This is a genomic window from Streptomyces gardneri (assembly GCF_006539185.1).
GTDB classification, from domain to species: domain Bacteria; phylum Actinomycetota; class Actinomycetes; order Streptomycetales; family Streptomycetaceae; genus Streptomyces; species Streptomyces gardneri.
In genome coordinates, this window is the sequence record NZ_BJMN01000026.1 from 22,375 (window position 1) to 41,116 (window position 18,742).

Annotated in this window: 20 protein-coding genes and 1 pseudogene; 10 read left to right on the forward strand and 11 right to left on the reverse strand. The window is 71.8% G+C overall.

The features are described from left to right. Positions 1-30: 30 nt before the first annotated feature. From SGA01_RS20005 to SGA01_RS20015, 3 genes are all read right to left on the reverse strand, one after another. Complete coding sequence (locus SGA01_RS20005) at positions 31-1,311, reverse strand: DUF2637 domain-containing protein (protein WP_174867392.1); 1,281 nt, start codon at positions 1,309-1,311, stop codon at positions 31-33. Between the two features lie 121 nt (positions 1,312-1,432). Further along, entirely contained in the window at positions 1,433-2,170 is a 738-nt protein-coding gene (locus tag SGA01_RS20010) for a DUF3558 family protein (protein WP_141297818.1), read from the reverse strand. 122 nt (positions 2,171-2,292) lie between these two features. Beyond that, a complete protein-coding gene (locus tag SGA01_RS20015) occupies positions 2,293-3,243 on the reverse strand; it encodes a DUF3558 domain-containing protein (RefSeq protein WP_141297819.1) in 951 nt (316 codons plus the stop codon). Positions 3,244-3,417: 174 nt separating this feature from the next. Here SGA01_RS20015 and SGA01_RS20020 point away from each other — a divergent pair, with 174 nt between their 5' ends. Beyond that, positions 3,418-4,611, forward strand: a complete 1,194-nt coding sequence (locus tag SGA01_RS20020; protein WP_141297820.1) for an RtcB family protein — start codon at positions 3,418-3,420, stop codon at positions 4,609-4,611. A gap of 52 nt (positions 4,612-4,663) precedes the next feature. Here the strand turns inward: SGA01_RS20020 and SGA01_RS20025 are convergent, their stop codons facing one another. Continuing rightward, on the reverse strand, positions 4,664-5,428 hold the full coding sequence (locus tag SGA01_RS20025; protein ID WP_057950471.1) for an SDR family NAD(P)-dependent oxidoreductase: 765 nt from the start codon (positions 5,426-5,428) through the stop codon (positions 4,664-4,666). A gap of 229 nt (positions 5,429-5,657) precedes the next feature. Between SGA01_RS20025 and SGA01_RS20030 the strand changes: the two genes are divergently transcribed. Beyond that, positions 5,658-6,107 carry a hypothetical protein gene (locus SGA01_RS20030; RefSeq protein ID WP_141297821.1) on the forward strand — a complete coding sequence of 150 codons (450 nt, stop codon included), beginning with the start codon at positions 5,658-5,660 and terminating at the stop codon, positions 6,105-6,107. Positions 6,108-6,141: 34 nt separating this feature from the next. Next, a complete protein-coding gene (locus SGA01_RS20035; RefSeq protein ID WP_055642846.1) occupies positions 6,142-6,627 on the forward strand; it encodes a MarR family winged helix-turn-helix transcriptional regulator in 486 nt (161 codons plus the stop codon). Between the two features lie 33 nt (positions 6,628-6,660). Here the strand turns inward: SGA01_RS20035 and SGA01_RS20040 are convergent, their stop codons facing one another. Both SGA01_RS20040 and SGA01_RS20045 read right to left on the reverse strand, forming a co-directional pair. Continuing rightward, the gene (locus SGA01_RS20040) at positions 6,661-7,398 is read right to left on the reverse strand and encodes a Mut7-C RNAse domain-containing protein (RefSeq protein ID WP_141297822.1); all 738 of its coding nucleotides are present in this window, start codon (positions 7,396-7,398) and stop codon (positions 6,661-6,663) included. 81 nt (positions 7,399-7,479) lie between these two features. Further along, a complete protein-coding gene (locus SGA01_RS20045; protein WP_141297823.1) occupies positions 7,480-8,331 on the reverse strand; it encodes an NAD(P)H-binding protein in 852 nt (283 codons plus the stop codon). 123 nt (positions 8,332-8,454) lie between these two features. Here SGA01_RS20045 and SGA01_RS20050 point away from each other — a divergent pair, with 123 nt between their 5' ends. Continuing rightward, positions 8,455-8,904, forward strand: a complete 450-nt coding sequence (locus tag SGA01_RS20050) for a GNAT family N-acetyltransferase (RefSeq protein WP_141297824.1) — start codon at positions 8,455-8,457, stop codon at positions 8,902-8,904. Here the strand turns inward: SGA01_RS20050 and SGA01_RS20055 are convergent. Beyond that, positions 8,901-9,440 carry a GNAT family N-acetyltransferase gene (locus SGA01_RS20055; RefSeq protein ID WP_141297825.1) on the reverse strand — a complete coding sequence of 180 codons (540 nt, stop codon included), beginning with the start codon at positions 9,438-9,440 and terminating at the stop codon, positions 8,901-8,903. The two genes, SGA01_RS20050 and SGA01_RS20055, sit on opposite strands and share 4 nt — an antisense overlap. A gap of 15 nt (positions 9,441-9,455) precedes the next feature. Beyond that, positions 9,456-10,310, reverse strand: coding sequence for a helix-turn-helix domain-containing protein (locus SGA01_RS20060; protein WP_141297826.1), 855 nt, complete (start codon positions 10,308-10,310; stop codon positions 9,456-9,458). 129 nt (positions 10,311-10,439) lie between these two features. Here SGA01_RS20060 and SGA01_RS20065 point away from each other — a divergent pair, with 129 nt between their 5' ends. Then, complete coding sequence (locus SGA01_RS20065) at positions 10,440-11,024, forward strand: TIGR03086 family metal-binding protein (protein WP_141297827.1); 585 nt, start codon at positions 10,440-10,442, stop codon at positions 11,022-11,024. 28 nt (positions 11,025-11,052) lie between these two features. Here SGA01_RS20065 and SGA01_RS20070 read toward each other — a convergent pair whose 3' ends face one another. Then, positions 11,053-11,301, reverse strand: coding sequence for a hypothetical protein (locus SGA01_RS20070; protein WP_141297828.1), 249 nt, complete (start codon positions 11,299-11,301; stop codon positions 11,053-11,055). Between the two features lie 264 nt (positions 11,302-11,565). On the opposite strand from SGA01_RS20070, the gene SGA01_RS20075 reads away from it, so the two are divergent. Beyond that, complete coding sequence (locus SGA01_RS20075; protein WP_141297829.1) at positions 11,566-12,402, forward strand: substrate-binding domain-containing protein; 837 nt, start codon at positions 11,566-11,568, stop codon at positions 12,400-12,402. A 64-nt stretch (positions 12,403-12,466) separates the two neighbouring features. Here SGA01_RS20075 and SGA01_RS20080 read toward each other — a convergent pair whose 3' ends face one another. Next, entirely contained in the window at positions 12,467-12,883 is a 417-nt protein-coding gene (locus SGA01_RS20080) for a MerR family transcriptional regulator (RefSeq protein WP_055642854.1), read from the reverse strand. 108 nt (positions 12,884-12,991) lie between these two features. Between SGA01_RS20080 and SGA01_RS20085 the strand changes: the two are divergent. Both SGA01_RS20085 and SGA01_RS20090 read left to right on the forward strand, forming a co-directional pair. Further along, positions 12,992-14,994 (forward strand): annotated as a pseudogene (locus tag SGA01_RS20085) (APC family permease). 67 nt (positions 14,995-15,061) lie between these two features. After that, a complete protein-coding gene (locus SGA01_RS20090) occupies positions 15,062-15,631 on the forward strand; it encodes a hypothetical protein (protein WP_141297830.1) in 570 nt (189 codons plus the stop codon). Positions 15,632-15,764: 133 nt separating this feature from the next. On the opposite strand, the gene SGA01_RS20095 is transcribed toward SGA01_RS20090, so the two are convergent. After that, complete coding sequence (locus SGA01_RS20095) at positions 15,765-16,385, reverse strand: hypothetical protein (protein ID WP_141297831.1); 621 nt, start codon at positions 16,383-16,385, stop codon at positions 15,765-15,767. A 149-nt stretch (positions 16,386-16,534) separates the two neighbouring features. On the opposite strand from SGA01_RS20095, the gene hemL reads away from it, so the two are divergent. Next, the gene (gene hemL / locus SGA01_RS20100) at positions 16,535-17,962 is read left to right on the forward strand and encodes a glutamate-1-semialdehyde 2,1-aminomutase (RefSeq protein WP_229918156.1); all 1,428 of its coding nucleotides are present in this window, start codon (positions 16,535-16,537) and stop codon (positions 17,960-17,962) included. Further along, on the forward strand, positions 17,959-18,663 hold the full coding sequence (locus SGA01_RS20105; RefSeq protein ID WP_141297832.1) for a histidine phosphatase family protein: 705 nt from the start codon (positions 17,959-17,961) through the stop codon (positions 18,661-18,663). Before hemL ends, SGA01_RS20105 begins: the two co-directional genes overlap by 4 nt. Positions 18,664-18,742 lie beyond the last annotated feature (79 nt).

The window sequence follows — 18,742 nt, forward strand, 5'->3', positions numbered from 1 at the left end:
GGCCCTTTCGTGTTCAGGTGGCCCGTGGCCCTACGGGATGTCGACGTCGGCCCGCGCCTGCTGGACCCGCTCCTGCGCCCTCGGTACCGCCTGCCGCAGCAGGTCGATGTCGGTGGCGGGGAACTCCTGGAGGCCGTACTGCTCGGCCACCAGCTGGGCCAGCTCGGCCTCGGCGGGGAGCCGCTCGTGCTCCATCACGTACGCCCCGAGGACCTTGTAGACGACGTCCTCGAACTCGTCGGCCTGCGGCTCCTGCCGCTCGACGTACTCCGGGTACTCGACGAACTGCTCGGGGCCCGGCGCGGGGACGTCCTCGGGTCCCTGCGGCACCGGGACCGGGGTGGGCTCAAGGCCCTCCACGATCTGCGGGTTGTAGGTGCCCTCGTACGACTCCGGGGAGACCTGCTGCGCGGCGAACCACTGGCTCTCGTGATTCGGCTCGCCGGCCTGACCGGGCTGACCCGGCTGTCCGGGCTGACCCGGCTGTCCGGCCGGACCCGGCTGACCCGGCACGCCCTGGAGCAGCTGGGGCTGCTGCGGGTGCTGGGGCTGGGGAAGCTGCTGGGGCACGGGCGCTCCGACCGCCACCGGGACCGCCGTCGGCTGCGGGGGCAGCACCGCGGGCTCGATGCCCGCCGCCGCGAGGCCCGCCGCCGCCGTCTCCGCCAGGGGCACCCCGTAGCGGGCCAGCCGCAGCGGCATCAGTGCCTCCACCGGAGCCTTGCGTCGCCAGCTACGGCCGTAACGGGCCTGGAGCCTGGCCTGGTAGATCAGGCGCTCCTGCTCCAGCTTGATGACCTGCTCGTACGAGCGGAGCTCCCAGAGCTTCATCCGGCGCCACAAGCGGAACGTCGGCACCGGGGAGAGCAGCCAGCGCGTGAGCCGCACGCCCTCCATGTGCTTGTCGGCCGTGATGTCCGCGATGCGGCCCACCGCGTGACGCGCGGCCTCCACGGCCACCACGAAGAGGATCGGGATCACCGCGTGCATCCCGACGCCCAGCGGGTCCGGCCAGGCGGCCGCGCCGTTGAAGGCGATCGTCGCCGCCGTCAGGACCCAGGCGGTCTGACGCAGCAGCGGAAACGGAATCCGCAGCCAGGTCAGAAGCAGGTCCAGGGCGAGCAGGACACAGATGCCCGCGTCGATGCCGATCGGGAAGAAGTACGAGAAGGTGCCGAAGCCCTTGTCCAGCGCGAGCTCGCGGACCGCGGCGTACGAACCCGCGAATCCGATCCCCGCGATGATCAGCGCACCGCCGATGACGAGGCCGATGAGTATTCGGTGTGTGCGTGTCAGCTGCATCGCGGCCACCCGCGATCCCCTCCCCGTCAAACGACATCTCGCGCGCACAGAGTGGCACATGCACACGGAGCCCGGCCCTCGGGGGAGGGACGGGCTCCGCGCGGACGTGTCCGTCTGCGCAGGTTTGTGACTACTTGTTGGCTGCCGCGACGGCGGCCACGGCCTCCTTGGCCGCCTTCACCGCGCCGTCCATGATCTTCTTCTCGGACGGGGCGTCGGCGCCCGCGTAACCGGCGCCGTTGTACGAGAGGAGGACCAGGACGTTGCCCGTACGCGCGACGACCGAGGCGTAGACGAAGTCCTCGTCCGTCTTGCGCAGCTTGTACGCGACCGCCTTCGCCTCCTCGCCGATGCCCGAGGCCGTGGTGGTCTTGAGCTTCTTCGCGCCCGGCGTCTCCTGGACCTTGGCGAGCTCCTTCGTCAGGTTCTCCTGCGCGCGCTCCTCGCCGCTGCCGAGCGACACGTCCGAGGCGTACCGGTAGAACGACACGTCGAGCCAGCGGTACTGCGAGCCGTCCACACCGTTGTCGTCCAGGCCGTTCCAGGAGCAGCCGCCGCGGCTGGCCAGGTCGCTGGAGGCCGCGGGCGTGCCCTTCTTGGTCTTCGCCTTGGGCACCAGCGACGCGGTCGTCTTCGCCGAGATCGCCTTGCAGACCTCGGGCAGCTTCGCGAACTTCGCCGGCTCGACCGTCGGCGTCGGCGAGGGGGTGGGGGTGGCGGAGGCCGACGCGTTGGTCTTGTCCTGCGTCCCCTTCTTGCCGGAGTCGCCGCTGCTGCCCGAGTCCGAGGAGCAGCCGGCGACGACGAGCATCACCGGGACGGCTGCGCAGGCGAGTATGCGGGGGAGTCGCGAGGCTGATCGCTGCATGGTTCCTTCAGTCGCTTGTCGTACGGTCCGGCCGGCCGGTCGGCGGCCCCGGCCATCGGGCGGCCACGGGTACGCCGACACGTTACGTGGTCGCCGTCCGCTCACGGATCGGAGCGGAACGGCTACTCCTCCAGGCGCTCGGCGAGCATCCGGGCCAGATTCCGGGCCTTTTCCTGCAGTTCCTTGCTGTCGGGGGCCTCCACTGAACCGGTGGTCTGTTCCCGGTAGGAGACGGTCACGATGACGTTGGATGTGCGGAACACCACGCTGACGACGCGCTGATGGCCGTTCGCGCCGACGGTGCTCAGGGTGTCGTCGAGGTACGCGATCTCGCCGAGACCGTCGAGGACGCGGGGCTCCAGGCCGGTGGAGGTGGGCGTGGGGGTGGGCGTCGGCGTGCCGCCGGAAGGCGCTCCCGAGGTCGGGGCCGTGGAGGGCTTGCCCGTCGTCGCGGTGGGGCTCGGGGTGCTCGTGGTGTTCTCGGTGTTCTGGGTGTTCTCGGGGGCGGTCGCGCCCGTCGAGGGAGGCGTCGCCGTGCCGGAGGCGGTGCCCGTGGCCGTGCCGGTGGGGGTGGGCGGGGTCGTGGGGGGGACGGGGATGCCCACCGCGAGCTGCTTGCGGAGGTACACCTCCTGCGCCCGGGCGTCGTCGCTGACGGCGGGGTCGTACGACACGACCCGCTCGATGTCGAGGGCGAGCCGGTGGGAGGTCTCCGGGCTGTCGGCCTTCCAGGTGCAGCCCACGCGCCGGTCGGTGTCGTACGTGACGGCCGCGACGCCGCGGTACGCCTTGCCGCGCTCGGCGTCGGGCAGGGCGGCGGCTCCCGGGAGCAGGTCCTTGAGCGTGCTCTGCGGGACGGAGCCGCAGGGCTCGAAGAGCGTGCGGTAGCGGCCGGGGGGTGCGACGGGTGAGGCGGGGCCGGCCTTGGCGTCGACGGCGATGTCGTCGGTCGTGGGGCCTGCCGAACACCCGGTGAGACCGAGCCCGAGGCCCAGTCCGAGGACGCTGGTGAGGACGACGGCGGTGCGCGCCGTGGACCCGGTGCGACCAGGTGCGTACCTCTTTCGCTGCACGGTCCCAGGCTCCCTTCGCCCGAAGTCTTTCCCGAAAACTGTTTGCCGCGCGAACCCGGCCGGTGGACACAATGTCTATCGCACACGCAGCTGTTGATGCCGGTCCGCTGTCACCTGTACGGGCTTTGGCTCCGGTTTTTGCGTTATCAGACTTTTCGGGGGAATTGAGGAAGTATGTCGTACGTAGAGGTGCCGGGGGCGAAAGTACCCATCCGGATGTGGACCGATCCTTCCACGGTGGACGACGGCGCCATGCAGCAGCTGCGGAACACGGCGACGCTGCCGTGGATCAAGGGCCTGGCCGTGATGCCGGACGTGCACTTCGGCAAGGGCGCGACGGTCGGTTCGGTGATCGCGATGCAGGGGGCGGTGTGTCCGGCGGCGGTCGGTGTGGACATCGGCTGCGGCATGTCGGCGGTCAAGTCCTCGCTGACGGCGAACGACCTGCCGGGCGATCTGTCACGGCTGCGGTCGAAGATCGAGCAGGCGATCCCGGTGGGGCGGGGGCTGCACCGGGAGGCTGTGGACCCGGGGCGGCTGTACCGGTTCCCGACGGCCGGGTGGGACGACTTCTGGTCGCGGTTCGACGGGGTCGCGGATGCGGTCAAGTTCCGTCGAGAACGCGCTGCTTTGCAAATGGGAACCCTTGGAGCGGGAAACCATTTCGTGGAGCTTTGTGTCGATACGTCCGATTCAGTATGGCTCATGCTGCACTCGGGCTCGCGGAACATCGGCAAGGAACTCGCAGAGTTTCACATTGGTGAAGCCCAAAAGTTGCCCCATAACCAGGGTCTCATTGATCGTGACCTGGCGGTGTTCGTCGCGGACACGCCGCAGATGGCGGCCTACCGGCACGACCTCTTCTGGGCGCAGGAGTACGCCAAGTACAACCGCGCGATCATGATGGCGCTCTTCCAGGAGGTCGTCCGCCGGGAGTTCCGCAAGGCGCGGGTCACCTTCGACCAGGTCATCTCCTGCCACCACAACTACGTGGCGGAGGAGCAGTACGAGGGCATGGACATGCTGGTCACGCGGAAGGGCGCGATCCGGGCCGGCTCCGGGGAGTTCGGGATCATCCCGGGCTCGATGGGCACGGGCTCGTACATCGTGAAGGGTCTGGGGAACGCGGCGTCGTTCAACTCTGCCTCGCACGGTGCAGGCCGGAAGATGAGCCGGAGCGCGGCGAAGAAGCGCTTCACGGCGCGGGACCTGGAGGAGCAGACGCGGGGTGTGGAGTGCCGTAAGGACTCCGGCGTCGTGGACGAGATCCCGGGCGCGTACAAGCCGATCGAGAAGGTGATCGAGCAGCAGCGGGACCTGGTGGAGGTCGTCGCCAAGCTGAAGCAGGTCGTCTGCGTGAAGGGGTGACCTTCGCGGGGACTCGGGGCCGGTGCTGAGCACCGGCCCCTTTCCCGTGTCTCTACAGCTCGCGGTGGACCTTGGTGTTGGAGGCCTGGGCCCGGGGGCGGACGACGAGGAGGTCGATGTTGACGTGCGGGGGGCGGGTGCAGGCCCAGGTGATGGTGTCGGCCACGTCGTCCGCGGTCAGGGGCTCGGCCACGCCGGCGTAGACCTTGGCGGCCTTCTCGGTGTCGCCGCGGAAGCGGGTCGTGGCGAACTCGTCCGTCTTGACCATGCCGGGGGCGATCTCGATGACGCGGACCGGGGTGCCGACGATCTCCAGGCGGAGGGTCTCGGCGAGGACGCGGGCGCCGTTCTTGGCTGCGACGTAGCCGGCGCCGCCCTCGTAGGTGGAGTGGCCCGCGGTGGAGGAGAGGACGACGACGGTGCCGTCGCCGCTCGCGGTGAGGGCCGGGAGCAGGGCCTGGGTCATGTGGAGCGTGCCGAGGACGTTGACCTCGTACATCTGGCGCCAGTCCTCGGGGTCGCCGGTGGCGACGGATTCGGCGCCGAGTGCGCCGCCGGCGTTGTTGACGAGGACCGCGAGGGTGCGGAAGGCGGTGGCGAACTCGTCGACGGCGGCGCGGTCGGTGACGTCGAGGGCGTAGGCGGCGGCCTGGTGGCCGGCGTCGTTGATCTCGGCGGCGAGGGCTTCGATGCGGTCCTTGCGGCGGGCGGTGAGTACGACGCGGTAGCCGGCGGCGGCCAGCTGCTTCGCCGTGGCGGCGCCGATTCCGCTGCTCGCTCCGGTGATGACGGCGATGGGGGTACCGGGGGCGGTCATGGCGTGCTCCTCGCGCAGGTGGTCGATTACGTGGATCGCCCGGTCAGGATAGGTGGGGGCGGAGGTCGGCGGCCGTGTGGGGCGTACGTGATCACGGCCATGCCGGGGCGGGTTGCGCGGCGGCGGCCGGCGGGGGAGAGGGGTGCCATGGGACACGCTGACTGATGGGGTGTCAGGTGTTTTGGTGTGATGTAGGTATTTTGTGGTGATGCGCAGAATGCCGAAGGTTGTGCTTGGGGTTGTGCTCGCGGTCTCGGCGGTCATGGGTGCGGGTGCGAGTGCCGGTGCCGTGGGGGTCGAGGCGGATCTTGCCCATCACGGGCATGTCTCCCTGTGGGACGGGCGGGTCGGTGTCTGGCTGGTCAGTGAGAACCACGGGCCCTCCGATCTCTCCCAGGCGACGGTCCGGCTCGCCTTCTCCGAGCCGATGGCGGGCGGTCAGGAGCTGCCGACGGCCTGTCTGTGGAGCAGCGACCGGGTGGTGTCCTGCCGGACGGGCGAGCTCCGGGCCGCCGGGAACGTCGGCGAGCTGGCGCTCGACCTGCGGACCGCGGGCCTTCCGGACGAGCTGACCGTGGAGATCACCACGGCCTGGCGGGACGGGGCGGCCGACCGGAATCCGGGGAACGACCGGCATCGTGTGCTGGTGCTCGCCACCGGGGATCCGTACGTCTTCTGATTCCCGGGTGGTGGCTGGTTCGTACAATTTCTGCATGCCGCAGAAGAGTTCCGCCCGGCGCGACGCGCTGATGACCGAGCTGTACGGGGAAGCCCGCCGCTACATGGCCTCCTACGCCCTGTTCAACCAGGCCGTCGCCGATCATCTGGGGCTCCACCCGACCGATGTGCAGTGCCTGAACCTGCTCAGCCTGGAGGAGGGGGCGGTGACCACCGGCCGGGTGGCCGAGCTGACCGGGCTCACCACGGGCTCGGCGACCCGGCTCGTCGACCGGCTGGAGCGGGCCGGGTACGTGACGCGCGAGCGGGACACCGAGGACCGGCGCCGGGTCCTGGTGGCGCTCGTGCCCGAGCGGATGGCCGAGCTCGCCGCTCTGTGGCGGAAGCTCAACGGCACCTGGGGCACGATGTTCGACGTCTACAGCGACGCCGAGGTCGCCCTGCTCATCGCCCATATGCGGCGGACCGTCGAGGTCAGCGCCGTACAGATCGAGCGGCTGCGCGGCGGCGAACTCGACTGACCGCGGGGGGCGGCCTGCCCTCGGCGACGTCCCCTAGCGGGCCGTCGCGCCGCCGAACTCGCGGACCGCTTCGGAGACGATCGCCTCCAGGCGGGCGTGGTGGGCGCCGCGCCAGTAGACCCGGCCACACTCCACGCACTCCGCGAAGACGTCGTACGTCTTCTCCGTGCCCTGCTCCAGTCGCTCGCGGACCGCGTCCTTGTCGGCGTCGGACAGCTGTCCGTTGCACGCCGTGCAGCGGGTCCAGGGCGCCAGGGGCGGCGCGAACCGCTCCAGTACGTCACGGAGCTGCTCCTCCGGCCGGTCGCTGTAGACATAGGCGCCCGCCCACAGCTCCCGCCGGCGCAGCAGGCCGCGGTCGCGCGAGAGCATGACCCGCCGATCCCGCGCGGAGAGCGTGGCCAGCGCGGCGTCGCCGATGTCCTCGCTCTCGTACGCCGCGTCCACGCCGAGCAGGCGCAGCCGGCGGGCCAGCGTGCCGAGGTGCACGTCGAGAAGGAACCGGAGCGGCGCGCCCGGCACCGGCTGGGGGCGGGTGACCTCCTCCACCTCGATCGTCTCGCCCGCGGCCGGGACGTGCGCGGACGTCACGGTCCGGCCGTCGACGAGGAGTCGTCCCGCTTCAGTGAGAGGTACGCCGAGCGACTCCACCACGTGCCCGAGCGAGGAGGCGCCGTCGGTGGTCACGGAGGTGTGTCCCGAGCGCCGCTCCGCCGAGACGAAGAGCCGCAGGCCGGGGGCGAATCTGATGTGGATCTCCGGTCCGTTCACGGGGACAGGATCGCATCGGGGCTCGGCAGGGGGCCAGGGAATTCGTCCTGGGGCGGGGAGGGGGCCCGGAGGGGCGGGTGGTCAGGGGCGGAAGGCGTCCGCGTGGTCGGCGGCCCAGGTGGCGAAGGTGCGGGCGGGGTGGCCCGTCAGTTCCTCGACGGTGCGGGTCAGCGGTGTCGGCCGGCCGTCGTGCGAGGCCCAGTACGCGAGGAGGGCGTCGGCGAAGGTCTCCGGTATGAAGCCGGCGACCGAGGCCTTCCATTCCTCGGGGGTGGGCACGGTGTGGGGTGCGGGCCGGCCCGTCGCCTCGGCCAGGATCGCGAGCTGCTCGGTGAAGTCCAGTGACTCGGGGCCCGTCAGCAGGTACGAGGAGCCGCGCAGCCGGGGCTCGGTGAGCACGGCGAGGGCGGCCTCGGCGATGTCGCGCTCGTGGATCGGATCGCCGTACGCGTGCGGGTAGGGGAGGGCCGGCGCCTGCCCGCTCCGGAGGGACCGCGACCACTGGAGGGCGTTGGAGGCGAAGGCGCCGGGCTGGAGGTGCGTGGCCTCGAAGGCCCCGGTGTCCGCGGCGGTGGACAGGGCGCGCTCCGCGGCCAGGTGGGGCGCGGCGATCGCGCTCCGGGCGGCGTCCGGGGCGAGGACGGAGCTGGAGGAGAGAAGCACGACGTGGTCGACGCCGGCGGCCCGGGCCCGGTCCGCGAAGGTGTCGATGTGTGCGGCCTCGGCGTACAGGAAGACGGAGTCGACGCCCTTCAGGGCGGCGTCGAAGGTGGTCGGATCGGTGAGATCGCAGTGTGCGGTGCCGACGCCGGGGGGTGGGGACAGGTCCGCGGGGTTCTTGGAGGCTGCGGTGACCTCGACGCCCGCGGCGTCGAGGAGGCCGATCAGGGTGGAGGCGACGCGGCCGCGGCTGCCGGTGACGAGAACGGTCATGACGGTGTCCTTCCGGAGGGGGTGATGCTTTGCTGTGTCGAGAATAATCTGCGTGACGCAGATAAATATCCGGGGGAGTGGCCCATCCGTCAACCCTGAAAAAACCTGGGGTACCGTCCCCGCATGAAGATCATCGACCTTGAGCCGGGCGATCCCCGGCTGGAGAGCGACCTCCTGCCGGTCCTCTCCGAGCTCCGCCCCCACCTCACCCCGGAGCTCTTCCGCGAGGTGTACGAGGCGGGTCACGCCGAGGGGCTGCGGTTCAGTGCCGCCTACGACGACGCCGGGCGCTGCGTCGGCGCGGCCGGCTGGCGGATCATCAACAACACCAGCTCGCTGCGCAAGCTCTACGTCGACGACCTGGTGACCGCCGCCGCCGACCGCTCCACCGGCGTCGGCCACGAGCTCATCGCCCACCTGGAGGGCCACGCCCGCGCGGCCGGCTGCCACGAGCTCAACCTCGACTCAGGCACCCACCGCACCGGAGCCCACCGCTTCTACCTGCGCGAGCGCTTCGACATCGTGGCCTTCCACTTCAGCCGGCTCCTCGGCGGCCCGGCCGACGCCTCCTAGTCGAGGTCGAGCCGCAGGTCGAGCCGCCAGTCGTTGCAGCGCATCGGGCGGCCCGGCGGGTACTCGAAGGCGCGCTCCCCGAGCAGCTCGAAACCCGCCTTCCGGCACACCGCGTTCGACGCGGTGTTGTCCGACGACGGGAAGGCGTGCAGGTGGCGGCGGGTGCCCGCGGCCCGGGCCTCGGCCGCCACCGCGCGCGTGGCGGCCGTCGCGACGCCCCGGCCCTGGAAGCCCGGCAGTACGGTCCACCCCGTCTCGTACACCGGCTCGCCGTCCCAGGTCTGCGCCCAGAAGCCGATGCTGCCCACCACCACGTCCTCCGGCAGCAGCCGGATCCGGAACATCCGTCCCGCGCCAGTGCCGTCGCTGCTCAGCGCCACGTACCGCCGGTGGCGGCCGATGAGCTGCTCCTCCGTCTCCGGGCCGCCGAGGTGCTCCATCAGCTCCGGTGCGTTCAGTGCGCGCAGCAGCCCCGCGTCCTCTTCGGACCAGGGCTCCAGGCGTACGGGAGAGGTGCCTGCGGTGTCGTCGTCCATGCTCCGCACGGTAGGTCAGGGCACTGACACCGCGCGGGCGTACGCGGTCGGCGGCACCCCGATCGTGGCCGTGAAGTCCCGTACGAGATGCGCCTGGTCGCTGTAGCCGAGCTCGTCCGCGAGACGGGACCAGTCCGGGGCTCCCGCCGCTCCCGCGGACTCGGCGCGCTCCAGGGCCTCGTGGATGCGGTAGCGCAGGATGACCCATTTCGGCCCGACGCCGACGTGGCCGGCGAAGAGGCGCTGGAGCGAGCGCACCGACAGGCCGGAGGCCGCGGCCAGCCGGGTCACCCTGCGGAGCTCCCGGTCCGTGCGGATCAGGTCCACGAGCTCCATGGCCTGCTCGGCGGCCGGGTCGGGCGCGGGGCCGTGGGCCAGCAGGAACGCGTCGAGCGCCGCCACGCGCGCGTGGTCGCCGTCGGGGGACAGGACCGTGTCCTCGCTCGGCGCCGCCGGGAACACCTCGGTGAGGGGGACCCGGCGGCCCGTCCACGCCGAGACCGGCCACGCGGGCGCGAACGGCCGGAAGCCGCCGGGGCGGAACTGGATCCCGCAGACCCGGCCCAGGCCGGTCAGCTTCTGGGTGAACACGCCGAGCCCGACCCCGGAGACCTCGGCCGACGACCCGGCCGCTTCCGGCGGTCCTTCGAGCGGGCCGTACCGCTGGAAGACGACGTTCACCGACGGGTGCGGGACGACCTGGGTCACGTACGGCTCCGTCAGCTCCCAGTCGATCAGCCAGTAGTGCTCCAGATAGGGCCGCAGCTCCGGTGCCGGGGTGTGGCGGCGGAAGCGGACGCGGGTGAGCAGCTCGGCGGGGTCGACGATGCCCCGGGTGTCCCGGCGCGGGGACGGGGCGGCGGCGGACATGGTCCGCATGTTAGGGCCCCTCGGGGAGATCCCCTCGGGGAGATCCCCTCGGGGAGATCTCAGGGGTGAGGGGGAGAGTCGGCGCGTTTCTTCAAGACCGGGGCGGGCAGCTTCCCCTAGCGTCGACGCATGACGTACGAAGCCCCGCCCCGCATCGGTGATCTGCTCCGCTCCGCCGCCGCCCACGCCGAACCCCTGGTCGCCGCCACCATCGACGAATCGCTCGGCGCGCCCACGCCCTGCGCCGAGTACGACGTGCGCGCCCTGCTGAACCATCTCTTCGCCGTCGTCGTGAACTTCCAGGCCCTCGCGGCCAAGGAGTCGGCCGACTTCTCCGAGACCCCGGACCGGCTGGCGGAGGACGGCTGGCGCGAGCGGTTCTCGGTGGAGACCGGGAAGCTGGTCACCGCCTGGTCGGCGCCCGGCGCGGAGGAGGGGACCTCCGGGGCCATGGGGCTGCCGGCGCGGACGGTCGGTTCGATGGTCCTGCTCGATCTGACCGTGCACGCCTGGGACCTGGCGCGGGCCACCGGGCGTGGCTTCGAACCGGATCCGGCCGTGGTGGCCGGGCTTGCGGAGGAGGTGGAGAGCATGGCGCCGATGGCCCGGAAGATGAACGTCTTCGGGGAGAGCGTCGACCTGCCCGAGGGGGCGAGCGCGTTCGAGCGGCTCCTCGCCGTGACGGGGCGCGACCCGCGCGCCTGGGCGGTCTGAGGCCCGCGTGCCCGCGGCGGCCCCGGGTTCAGCGCAGGCGGCCCGGGGAGCCGAAGGAGAGGCGGGAGACGACCTGGCCGAAGGCGTGCTCCTCGGCGGGGGTCAGCTGCACCGACTCCTGCGGGTGCCAGACGCGCTCCAGCGGACCGACCGCCCGGTCGCGGCGCGCCCGGGCGCGGGCCCTCAGGCCCAGCGTCAGCCACACGGCCGTCGAGACGGCGAGCAGGCCGAAGAGCGTGAGGACACGGGGGTCGGAGAACTGGTCGGGCAACGACATGGCTCACTCCAGGACGTGAGGGCCGCCCGTGCGCGCCGCGCCCCGGCAGGTGGCGCGCGTGAACGGAGGTCGGCGATTCCTACTGCTTCCTCCCGACCCGTTCAGTTAACACCAACCTGGGGGACTTTCGGCAGGGGGTCCGGGACCAATGTCCCTGCCGGGCGGTGGCGGTCGTCCGGGGCCGCCGCAGGCCCTCTTGTGCGGGCCGGGGAACCGCTCCAAGGTGACGGAGCAGGCAGTCTCGGCCGGGGAGGGAGCAGCCGTATGTCCGGAGCGCAGCCATGGGGATTCACGGACGACAGGGGTACCGAGCGGGTGGCGGCCCGTGTGCCGGAGCGGGTCGTCGCGTACGTACGGGCCGGGGCGGCGCTGCTCGACCTGGGGGTGACGCCGGTCGCCGTCTACGGCTCCGGGCACGACGGCCCGGGGTACGACCCGGCCAAGGCGGGCGGCCTCGACGCGGCCGGGGTCCCGTACCTCGGCCCCGGCCGGGCCCTGGACGAGGGGCCGCTGCGGGAGCTGCGGCCGGACCTGATCGTCGACGTCACGTACGACGGGAAGAGCCCTTACGCGCTGGACGAGGCGGTCGCCGACCGGCTCGGGGTGCCGCTCGTCGCGCTCTCCGTCGGCAACGAGCTCACCCTTCCGGCGATCCTCGACCGCTTCGGGGAGCTGAGTACCTCGCTCCGTGCCGGGGTGCGGGAGTCGGGGGACCCGGCGGGCACGGGGGAGGCCGAGGCCGTCCTGCGGGAGGTCGCCGGGCGGACCGGGCGCACCGTCCTCGCGCTCTCCGGCGCCGGTCCCGACCAGGTCCATCTGGCCCGTCCGCAGGCCTGGCCCGAGCTGGCGCGGCTCGCGGCGCTCGGCGTCCGGCTGCTCGACCCGGGCCCGGGGCCCGGCGCCAACTGGCTCACCGCCGACTGGGACCGGGTCGCCGAGCTCCGTCCCGAGCTGATCCTCTTCGACAACCGGTTCCACGCCGTCCCGCCGTACGAGACCCCGCCCGGCACCCGCCTCGCCGCCTGGAACCCCGAGACGCCGCCCAGCCCCGCCGCCTACGCGCGGTTCTTCCGCGAGCTGGCCGAGGCCCTGGCGGCGTAGGGCGTGTCCCGTCGATCAGGCGGGATCAGGCCAGATCACGTCGCGGCACACAGAATCGCGCCGGTCACGCCGGGGTCGAGGACAGCCGGGTGCGGAGGGACGTGGCGAACTCCTCCGCTCGGGCCAGCTGGGTCCGCAGTTCGGTGACCCGCTCCGCGGCCGCCTGCTCGTAGCGGCGGACGCGGGTCACGAGCGTCGAGCGGTCCTCCGGCGCGAGCTCCGTGTCCGTGCCCGGGCGGTCCTCGGTCAGCCGGTCCACGGCCGTGAGCAGCTCGCGGGTCTCGTCGAGGGTGAAGCCGAGCGGCTTCATCCGGCGGATGACCATCAGCCGGGCGACGTCCGCGTCCGTGTAGAGGGGGAAGCCGCCGGGCGAGGCCGCGGACGGCACCACCAGGCCGTTGTCCTCGTACTGGCGGATCGTGCGCAGGGACAGTTCCGTCCGCGCGGCGACCTCGCCGATCTGCATGGGTTCGCCGGCCATCCGTACTCCGCTCCGTACTCCGCTCACGCGTGACGTCCTTCCTTGTAGGGGATCCGGCAGGGCGCGTCTTCGGCGCATTACATACCATTCGTCCTAACTTCAGCACTTATGAGAGCTGGAAGTGCGGCGAAACGCCTGCTCGTGGGACGTCCGTTGGACAGCGGACGGCTCGGTGACACCCTGCTGCCCAAGAAGCTCGCACTGCCGATCTTCTGCAGCGACCCGCTCTCCTCCGTCGCCTACGCGACCGAGGAGATCCTGCTGATCCTCGCTCTCGGCGGCCTCGCCGTGCTCCATCTGGCCTGGTACGCGGCGGTCGGCATCGTCGTCCTGCTGCTGGTCGTCGTCGCGTCCTACCGGCAGACCTGCTACGCCTACCCGGGCGGCGGCGGGGCCTATGTCGTCTCCGCCGAGAACCTCGGACAGACCGCCGCGCTCACCGCCGCCTCCGCCCTGCTCATCGACTACGTGATGACCGTCGCGGTGTCCGTCGTCTCCGGGGTCGCCGCGATCACCTCGGCCGTCCCCTCGCTCGACGGGCACGCCGTGGCCATGTCGGCGGGCTTCGTGGCGGTGCTGGCCTGGCTGAACCTGCGCGGGGTGCGGGAGTCGGGGCGCTGGTTCGCGATGCCCACCTATGCCTTCATCGCCGTCATCTACGTCATGTTCGCCGTGGCCGCGTGCGCATGGCGACCGGAGCGACGATCCGCGCCGAGTCCGCCGACCTGCCCGTGAACGCCGTCTCGACCTACTCGGGGATCGCGCTGCTCTTCCTCGCCCTGCGCGCCTTCGCCTCCGGCTGCACCGCGCTGACCGGTGTCGAGGCCGTCAGCAACGGCGTCCCGGCCTTCGCCGAGCCGAAGAGCCGCAACGCGGCCATGACCCTGGCGATCATGGGGGCGCTCTCGGTGACCATGTTCTTCGGGATCACCGTGCTGGCGATGGTCTACGAGGTCCATGTCGCCGAGGACCCCACCGAACTCGGGCTCGCCCCCGGCACCCCGATGTCCACGGCGCTGGCCCAGATCGGCCGGGCGACCTTCGGCGACTGGCACGTCCTCTTCTACGCGCTCCAGGCCGTCACCGCGGGCGTCCTGATCCTGGCGGCCAACACCGCCTTCAACGGCTTCCCGATGCTCGCCTCGGTCCTCGCGCGCGACCGCTACGCGCCCCGCCAGCTCTTCCACCGCGGGGACCGGCTCGTCCACTCCAACGGCATCGTCCTCCTCGCGCTCGCCGCCATCGCCCTGATCGTCGCCTTCGACGCGGAGCTGACCCGACTGATCCAGCTCTACATCATCGGCGTCTTCGTCTCCTTCACCCTTTCCCAGGCCGGCATGGTCAAGCACTGGCGGCGAGAACTCGCCAGGCCCGCCACGGCGAACAGCCCCGGAGGGGCCGCCGACCGCCACAGCATCCGGCGCCGCCTCGCGATCAACGCCTTCGGCGCCTGTCTGACCGCGGTCGTCCTCGTCATCGTCCTGATCACCAAGTTCACGCACGGCGCCTGGCTCGTCGTCATCGCGATGCCGGTGCTCTTCGCCGGGATGAAGGGGGTGCGCCGGCACTACGACGCCGTCGCCGCCGAGGTCGCGGTCGGCGCCGGCGCAAGGGCCCACGCCCTCGCCGCGAACCACGTCCTCGTCCTGGTCGCCTCGGTCAACGCGCCCAGCCTGCGCGCCCTGTCCTACGCGAAGACCCTGCGGCCCGCCTCCCTCACGGCCGTCACCGTCGCCGAGGACCCGGCGGAGGCGGAGGTGCTCCGCGCGACCTGGGAGGCCCACGGCATCGACGTACCCCTGCGGGTGCTCAGCTCCCCGTACCGCTCGCTCGTCCAGCCGATCCTGCGGTACGTCCGGGAGGCGCCCGAGCGGACGCCGGACTCGGTGGTCTCGGTGGTCATCCCCGAGTACGTGGTCGGGCACTGGTGGGAGCAGCCCCTGCACAACCAGAGCGCCCTGCGCCTCAAGACCCGGCTCCTGTTCATGAAGAACGTCGTCGTCATCGACGTGCCGTACCGGCTCGCCTCCGCCCGCGAGCTCGCCGAGCAGCGACGGGAACAGCGGGAACAGGGGGAACAGGGGGAGCAGCGGGAACGACAAGGTCCCTAGGGGCGCTCCACCTGTCAGGGGTAGCGTTCCCGCCGTGGGAACGGCGGGCGGGATGGGGGAACGGGACGTGCTTCCGGTACACAGGCCGACGACGAGTGGTGTCGCCGAGCGGCGAGGAGTCCGTAAGGCCCTCGTCATCGGTCTGATCGTGGTGGCGGTCCTGGCCGTGCCGGCCGCCGTCGTCGGTCTCTGGGCGGCCGTCGTGATCGGCATGTCCGACCCCGGCGGGCCCAGTCTCCTCGGGCTGCGGATCGACGGGGACACGGTCACGGTGAAGGCCGCCCAGTGCCCGTCGGAGCGGGTGCGGCGGGTGGAGCTCCGGGACGGTGACTCGGAGAAGCTCGTGTGGCGGGCCGACGGGCCGCTGACCGAGGAGGGGCGCGGCGGGCTGCTGAGGCTGTGGGCCGCGGAGGACTACCGGACGTCCCGTCCGGCCACCCGTCCGGCGGAGCTGCCGAAGCAGCTCGCCGTGTCGGTCGGCTACGGGCCGGAGGACGGGGCGGGCGCGGTCTTCGACACGGCGGCCGTACGGGCCGCCGCGCTGCCCGCCGGCTCGTACTGGACTCCCGAGGGGGTCAGGACGGGCCGGGAGCTCGACGAGCTCATCGACTGCGGTGGCGGCGAGAAGGCCCCGTAAGAGCGGGATAGCCCCGTAGGAGCGGGAAGGCCCCCTAGGAGCGGGCAGGACCCGAGGGCAGGCCCCGTAGAGAGCGGGAAAGCCGCCGGTGATCGTGCCGGCCGGCGGGCCTTCCCGTGCTGTCTCTTCGGGGTCAGGGCCAGACCAGGCAGTACGGCTGGTGGCCCGCTTCGTGGAGGCGGACCGAGAAGTCCTGCCATTCGTGGAGCAGCTGGTAGACGTCGAAGGCGTCGCGCGGGCCGCCGCGGTCGGGGACCGTGGACCAGATGAAGGCGGCGGCGCCGACCGACTCCTCGCCGATCCCGCGCAGCGGGTCGACCACGGTCATCTGCAGCTTCACTACGGCGTAGTCCGGGTGCAGCACGACGAGCTCCAGCGGGGGCACCTTGTGCAGGGGCATGCCCTGGATGCCCGTGAGGACCATCGCCGCTATCGTCTCCGGCTTGATCTTGGTGAACATGCCGCCCATGCCGAGCTCGTCGCCACCGAGCTCCTCCGGGCGCATCGAGATCGGGACGCGGGCCGCCGTGGCGCCGTCGGGCGCGCCGAAGTACTTGTACGTCACTCCCAACGACCGGCCACTCCCGCTTCCGGACGAGGAATCCGCCTCGGGTCCCTGGCCGCCGGGGCCTCCCGGAGTGCCGGGCGCGCCGGGAGTCGGCCCGTCCGCCCGCCGGCGCCGGTGCCTCCCCCGCCGGGCAGACTCCGGACCCAGGTCGTCCGTCCCCTCGCCCGGTCCGCCACCGCGATGCATATCTCCACCCGACTGCTTTTTCTCGGCAACACGACCCCGCCGCGCAACCCGATCATCGTGTCAGTGACCTCCCCCGCGTTCGTACGGTGAAACACCTGTCCGCAAGAACGCCGTGGCCTCTGACACCATGGATTCCGTGAGCCATCCCTATGACGCCCCAGTTTCGCAGACGCGGCCGACAGCCGCCCCGGCGTGATTCTCAGGGTGCCCACACCGTTCCTCTGTACTCGAAGCCGTACTCGCAGCCGTACTCGCAGGTCAGGATCACAGTGCCGTATTCATACGAAGCCCCAGTCTCACAGACGCTTTTCGACCGCGCGTCCCTCGTGACGCCCGGCGGCGTGAACTCACCGGTGCGTGCCTTCCGAGCCGTGGGCGGTACGCCCCGGTTCATGGTCTCCGGTACCGGTCCGTACCTCACCGACGCGGACGGTCGTGAGTACGTCGACCTGGTCTGCTCGTGGGGGCCGATGATTCTCGGCCACGCGCACCCCGAGGTCACCGCCGCGGTGCAGGCCGCCGTGGCCCGCGGCACGTCCTTCGGCACGCCGGGCGAGGGCGAGGTCGCGCTCGCGGAGGAGATCGTCGCGCGCGTCGAGCCCGTCGAGCAGGTCCGGCTCGTCTCCTCCGGTACGGAGGCCACGATGTCCGCGATCCGGCTCGCCCGCGGCTTCACGGGGCGCGCCAAGGTCGTCAAGTTCGCCGGCTGCTACCACGGTCACGTGGACGCGCTGCTTGCCGCGGCCGGTTCCGGGGTCGCGACCCTCGGCCTCCCGGACACGCCCGGTGTGACCGGCGCGCAGGCCGGGGACACGATCGTGCTGCCGTACAACGACCTCGAAGCGGTGCGGGCGGCCTTCGCCGCGCACCCGGGCGAGATCGCCTGTGTGATCACCGAGGCCTCGCCCGGCAACATGGGCGTCGTGCCGCCGGCGGAGGGCTTCAACCAGGGCCTGGCGGACGCGTGCCGGGAGAACGGCGCGCTGTACATCTCCGACGAGGTGATGACCGGTTTCCGTACCTCGAAGGCCGGCTGGTACGGCGTCGACGGCGTCAAGGCGGACCTGCTGACCTTCGGCAAGGTCATGGGCGGCGGCTTCCCGGCCGCCGCGTTCGGTGGCCGCGCCGACGTCATGGGCCACCTGGCCCCGGCCGGGCCGGTCTACCAGGCGGGCACGCTCTCCGGTAACCCGATCGCCACCGCCGCCGGGCTCGCGCAGCTGCGGCTGCTCGACGACGCCGCGTACGAGAAGGTGAACGCGGTGTCGAAGGAGATCCAGGGGCTCGTCACCGGCGCCCTGGCGAAGGAGGGCGTCGCGCACCGGCTGCAGACCGCCTCCAACATGTTCTCGGTCTTCTTCACGGCCGACGAGGTGCGGAACTACGACGAGGCGAAGCAGCAGGAGGCCTTCCGCTTCAACGCCTTCTTCCACTCGATGCTGGCCGACGGCGTCTACCTGCCGCCGTCCGCCTTCGAGTCCTGGTTCGTGTCGGCCGCGCACGACGAGCGGGCGATCGAGCGGATCGCCGCCGCGCTGCCGGCCGCCGCCCGCGCCGCCGCGGAGGCCACGGCATGAGCGACGTGACGAGCTCCCCGAAGAGCGACGAGGACGTCACCGTCGTCCACCTGATGCGGCACGGCGAGGTCCACAACCCGGACGGGGTCCTCTACGGCCGCCGCGCCGGCTACCACCTCTCCGAGCTCGGCCGGCAGATGGCGGACCGGGTCGCCGAGCACCTGGCCGACCGGGACGTCACGTATGTCGTCGCCTCCCCGCTGGAGCGGGCGCAGGAGACGGCGCAGCCGGTCGCCAAGGCTCACGGTCTGGACCTGGCGAGCGACGGGCGGCTCATCGAGGCGGCGAACGTCTTCGAGGGCAAGACCTTCGGGGTCGGGGACGGGGCCCTGCGCAAGCCGGGGAACTGGAAGCACCTGACCAATCCGTTCCAGCCGTCCTGGGGCGAGCCGTACGTCGAGCAGGTCGTCCGCATGATGGGCGCGCTGGACGCGGCGAAGGACGCGGCGCGCGGGCACGAGGCGGTCTGTGTCAGCCACCAGCTGCCGATCTGGATCGTCCGGAGCTTCGTGGAGAAGCGGCGGCTGTGGCACGACCCGCGGCGGCGGCAGTGCACGCTCGCCTCGCTGACCTCGTTCACGTACCGGGGCGACAAGATCGTCTCGGTCGGGTACAGCGAGCCGGCCCGGGACCTCGTCCCGGCGCACCTGCTGGCCGGGGCGAAGCCGGTCAAGGGGAAGTCGAAGGCCTTCGGGGCGTAGCGCTCTAGACGCCGTACCCCGTGAGGGGGTAGTCAGGGCGGTCAGGTGGTGTACATGCCATCGGGCCGCCCTGAGTCAT

What these genes read in the sequence shown, in the direction of transcription:
- SGA01_RS20010 (WP_141297818.1), bottom strand. Translation starts at nt 2,170, where the DNA reads ATGCAGCGATCAGCCTCGCGACTCCCCCGCATACTCGCCTGCGCAGCC.
- SGA01_RS20020 (WP_141297820.1), top strand. Translation starts at nt 3,418, where the DNA reads ATGTCGTACGTAGAGGTGCCGGGGGCGAAAGTACCCATCCGGATGTGG.
- SGA01_RS20025 (WP_057950471.1), bottom strand. Translation starts at nt 5,428, where the DNA reads ATGACCGCCCCCGGTACCCCCATCGCCGTCATCACCGGAGCGAGCAGC.
- SGA01_RS20035 (WP_055642846.1), top strand. Translation starts at nt 6,142, where the DNA reads ATGCCGCAGAAGAGTTCCGCCCGGCGCGACGCGCTGATGACCGAGCTG.
- SGA01_RS20045 (WP_141297823.1), bottom strand. Translation starts at nt 8,331, where the DNA reads ATGACCGTTCTCGTCACCGGCAGCCGCGGCCGCGTCGCCTCCACCCTG.
- SGA01_RS20050 (WP_141297824.1), top strand. Translation starts at nt 8,455, where the DNA reads ATGAAGATCATCGACCTTGAGCCGGGCGATCCCCGGCTGGAGAGCGAC.
- SGA01_RS20055 (WP_141297825.1), bottom strand. Translation starts at nt 9,440, where the DNA reads ATGGACGACGACACCGCAGGCACCTCTCCCGTACGCCTGGAGCCCTGG.
- SGA01_RS20060 (WP_141297826.1), bottom strand. Translation starts at nt 10,310, where the DNA reads ATGTCCGCCGCCGCCCCGTCCCCGCGCCGGGACACCCGGGGCATCGTC.
- SGA01_RS20065 (WP_141297827.1), top strand. Translation starts at nt 10,440, where the DNA reads ATGACGTACGAAGCCCCGCCCCGCATCGGTGATCTGCTCCGCTCCGCC.
- SGA01_RS20070 (WP_141297828.1), bottom strand. Translation starts at nt 11,301, where the DNA reads ATGTCGTTGCCCGACCAGTTCTCCGACCCCCGTGTCCTCACGCTCTTC.
- SGA01_RS20075 (WP_141297829.1), top strand. Translation starts at nt 11,566, where the DNA reads ATGTCCGGAGCGCAGCCATGGGGATTCACGGACGACAGGGGTACCGAG.
- SGA01_RS20080 (WP_055642854.1), bottom strand. Translation starts at nt 12,883, where the DNA reads ATGGCCGGCGAACCCATGCAGATCGGCGAGGTCGCCGCGCGGACGGAA.
- SGA01_RS20095 (WP_141297831.1), bottom strand. Translation starts at nt 16,385, where the DNA reads ATGCATCGCGGTGGCGGACCGGGCGAGGGGACGGACGACCTGGGTCCG.
- hemL (WP_229918156.1), top strand. Translation starts at nt 16,535, where the DNA reads ATGACGCCCCAGTTTCGCAGACGCGGCCGACAGCCGCCCCGGCGTGAT.
- SGA01_RS20105 (WP_141297832.1), top strand. Translation starts at nt 17,959, where the DNA reads ATGAGCGACGTGACGAGCTCCCCGAAGAGCGACGAGGACGTCACCGTC.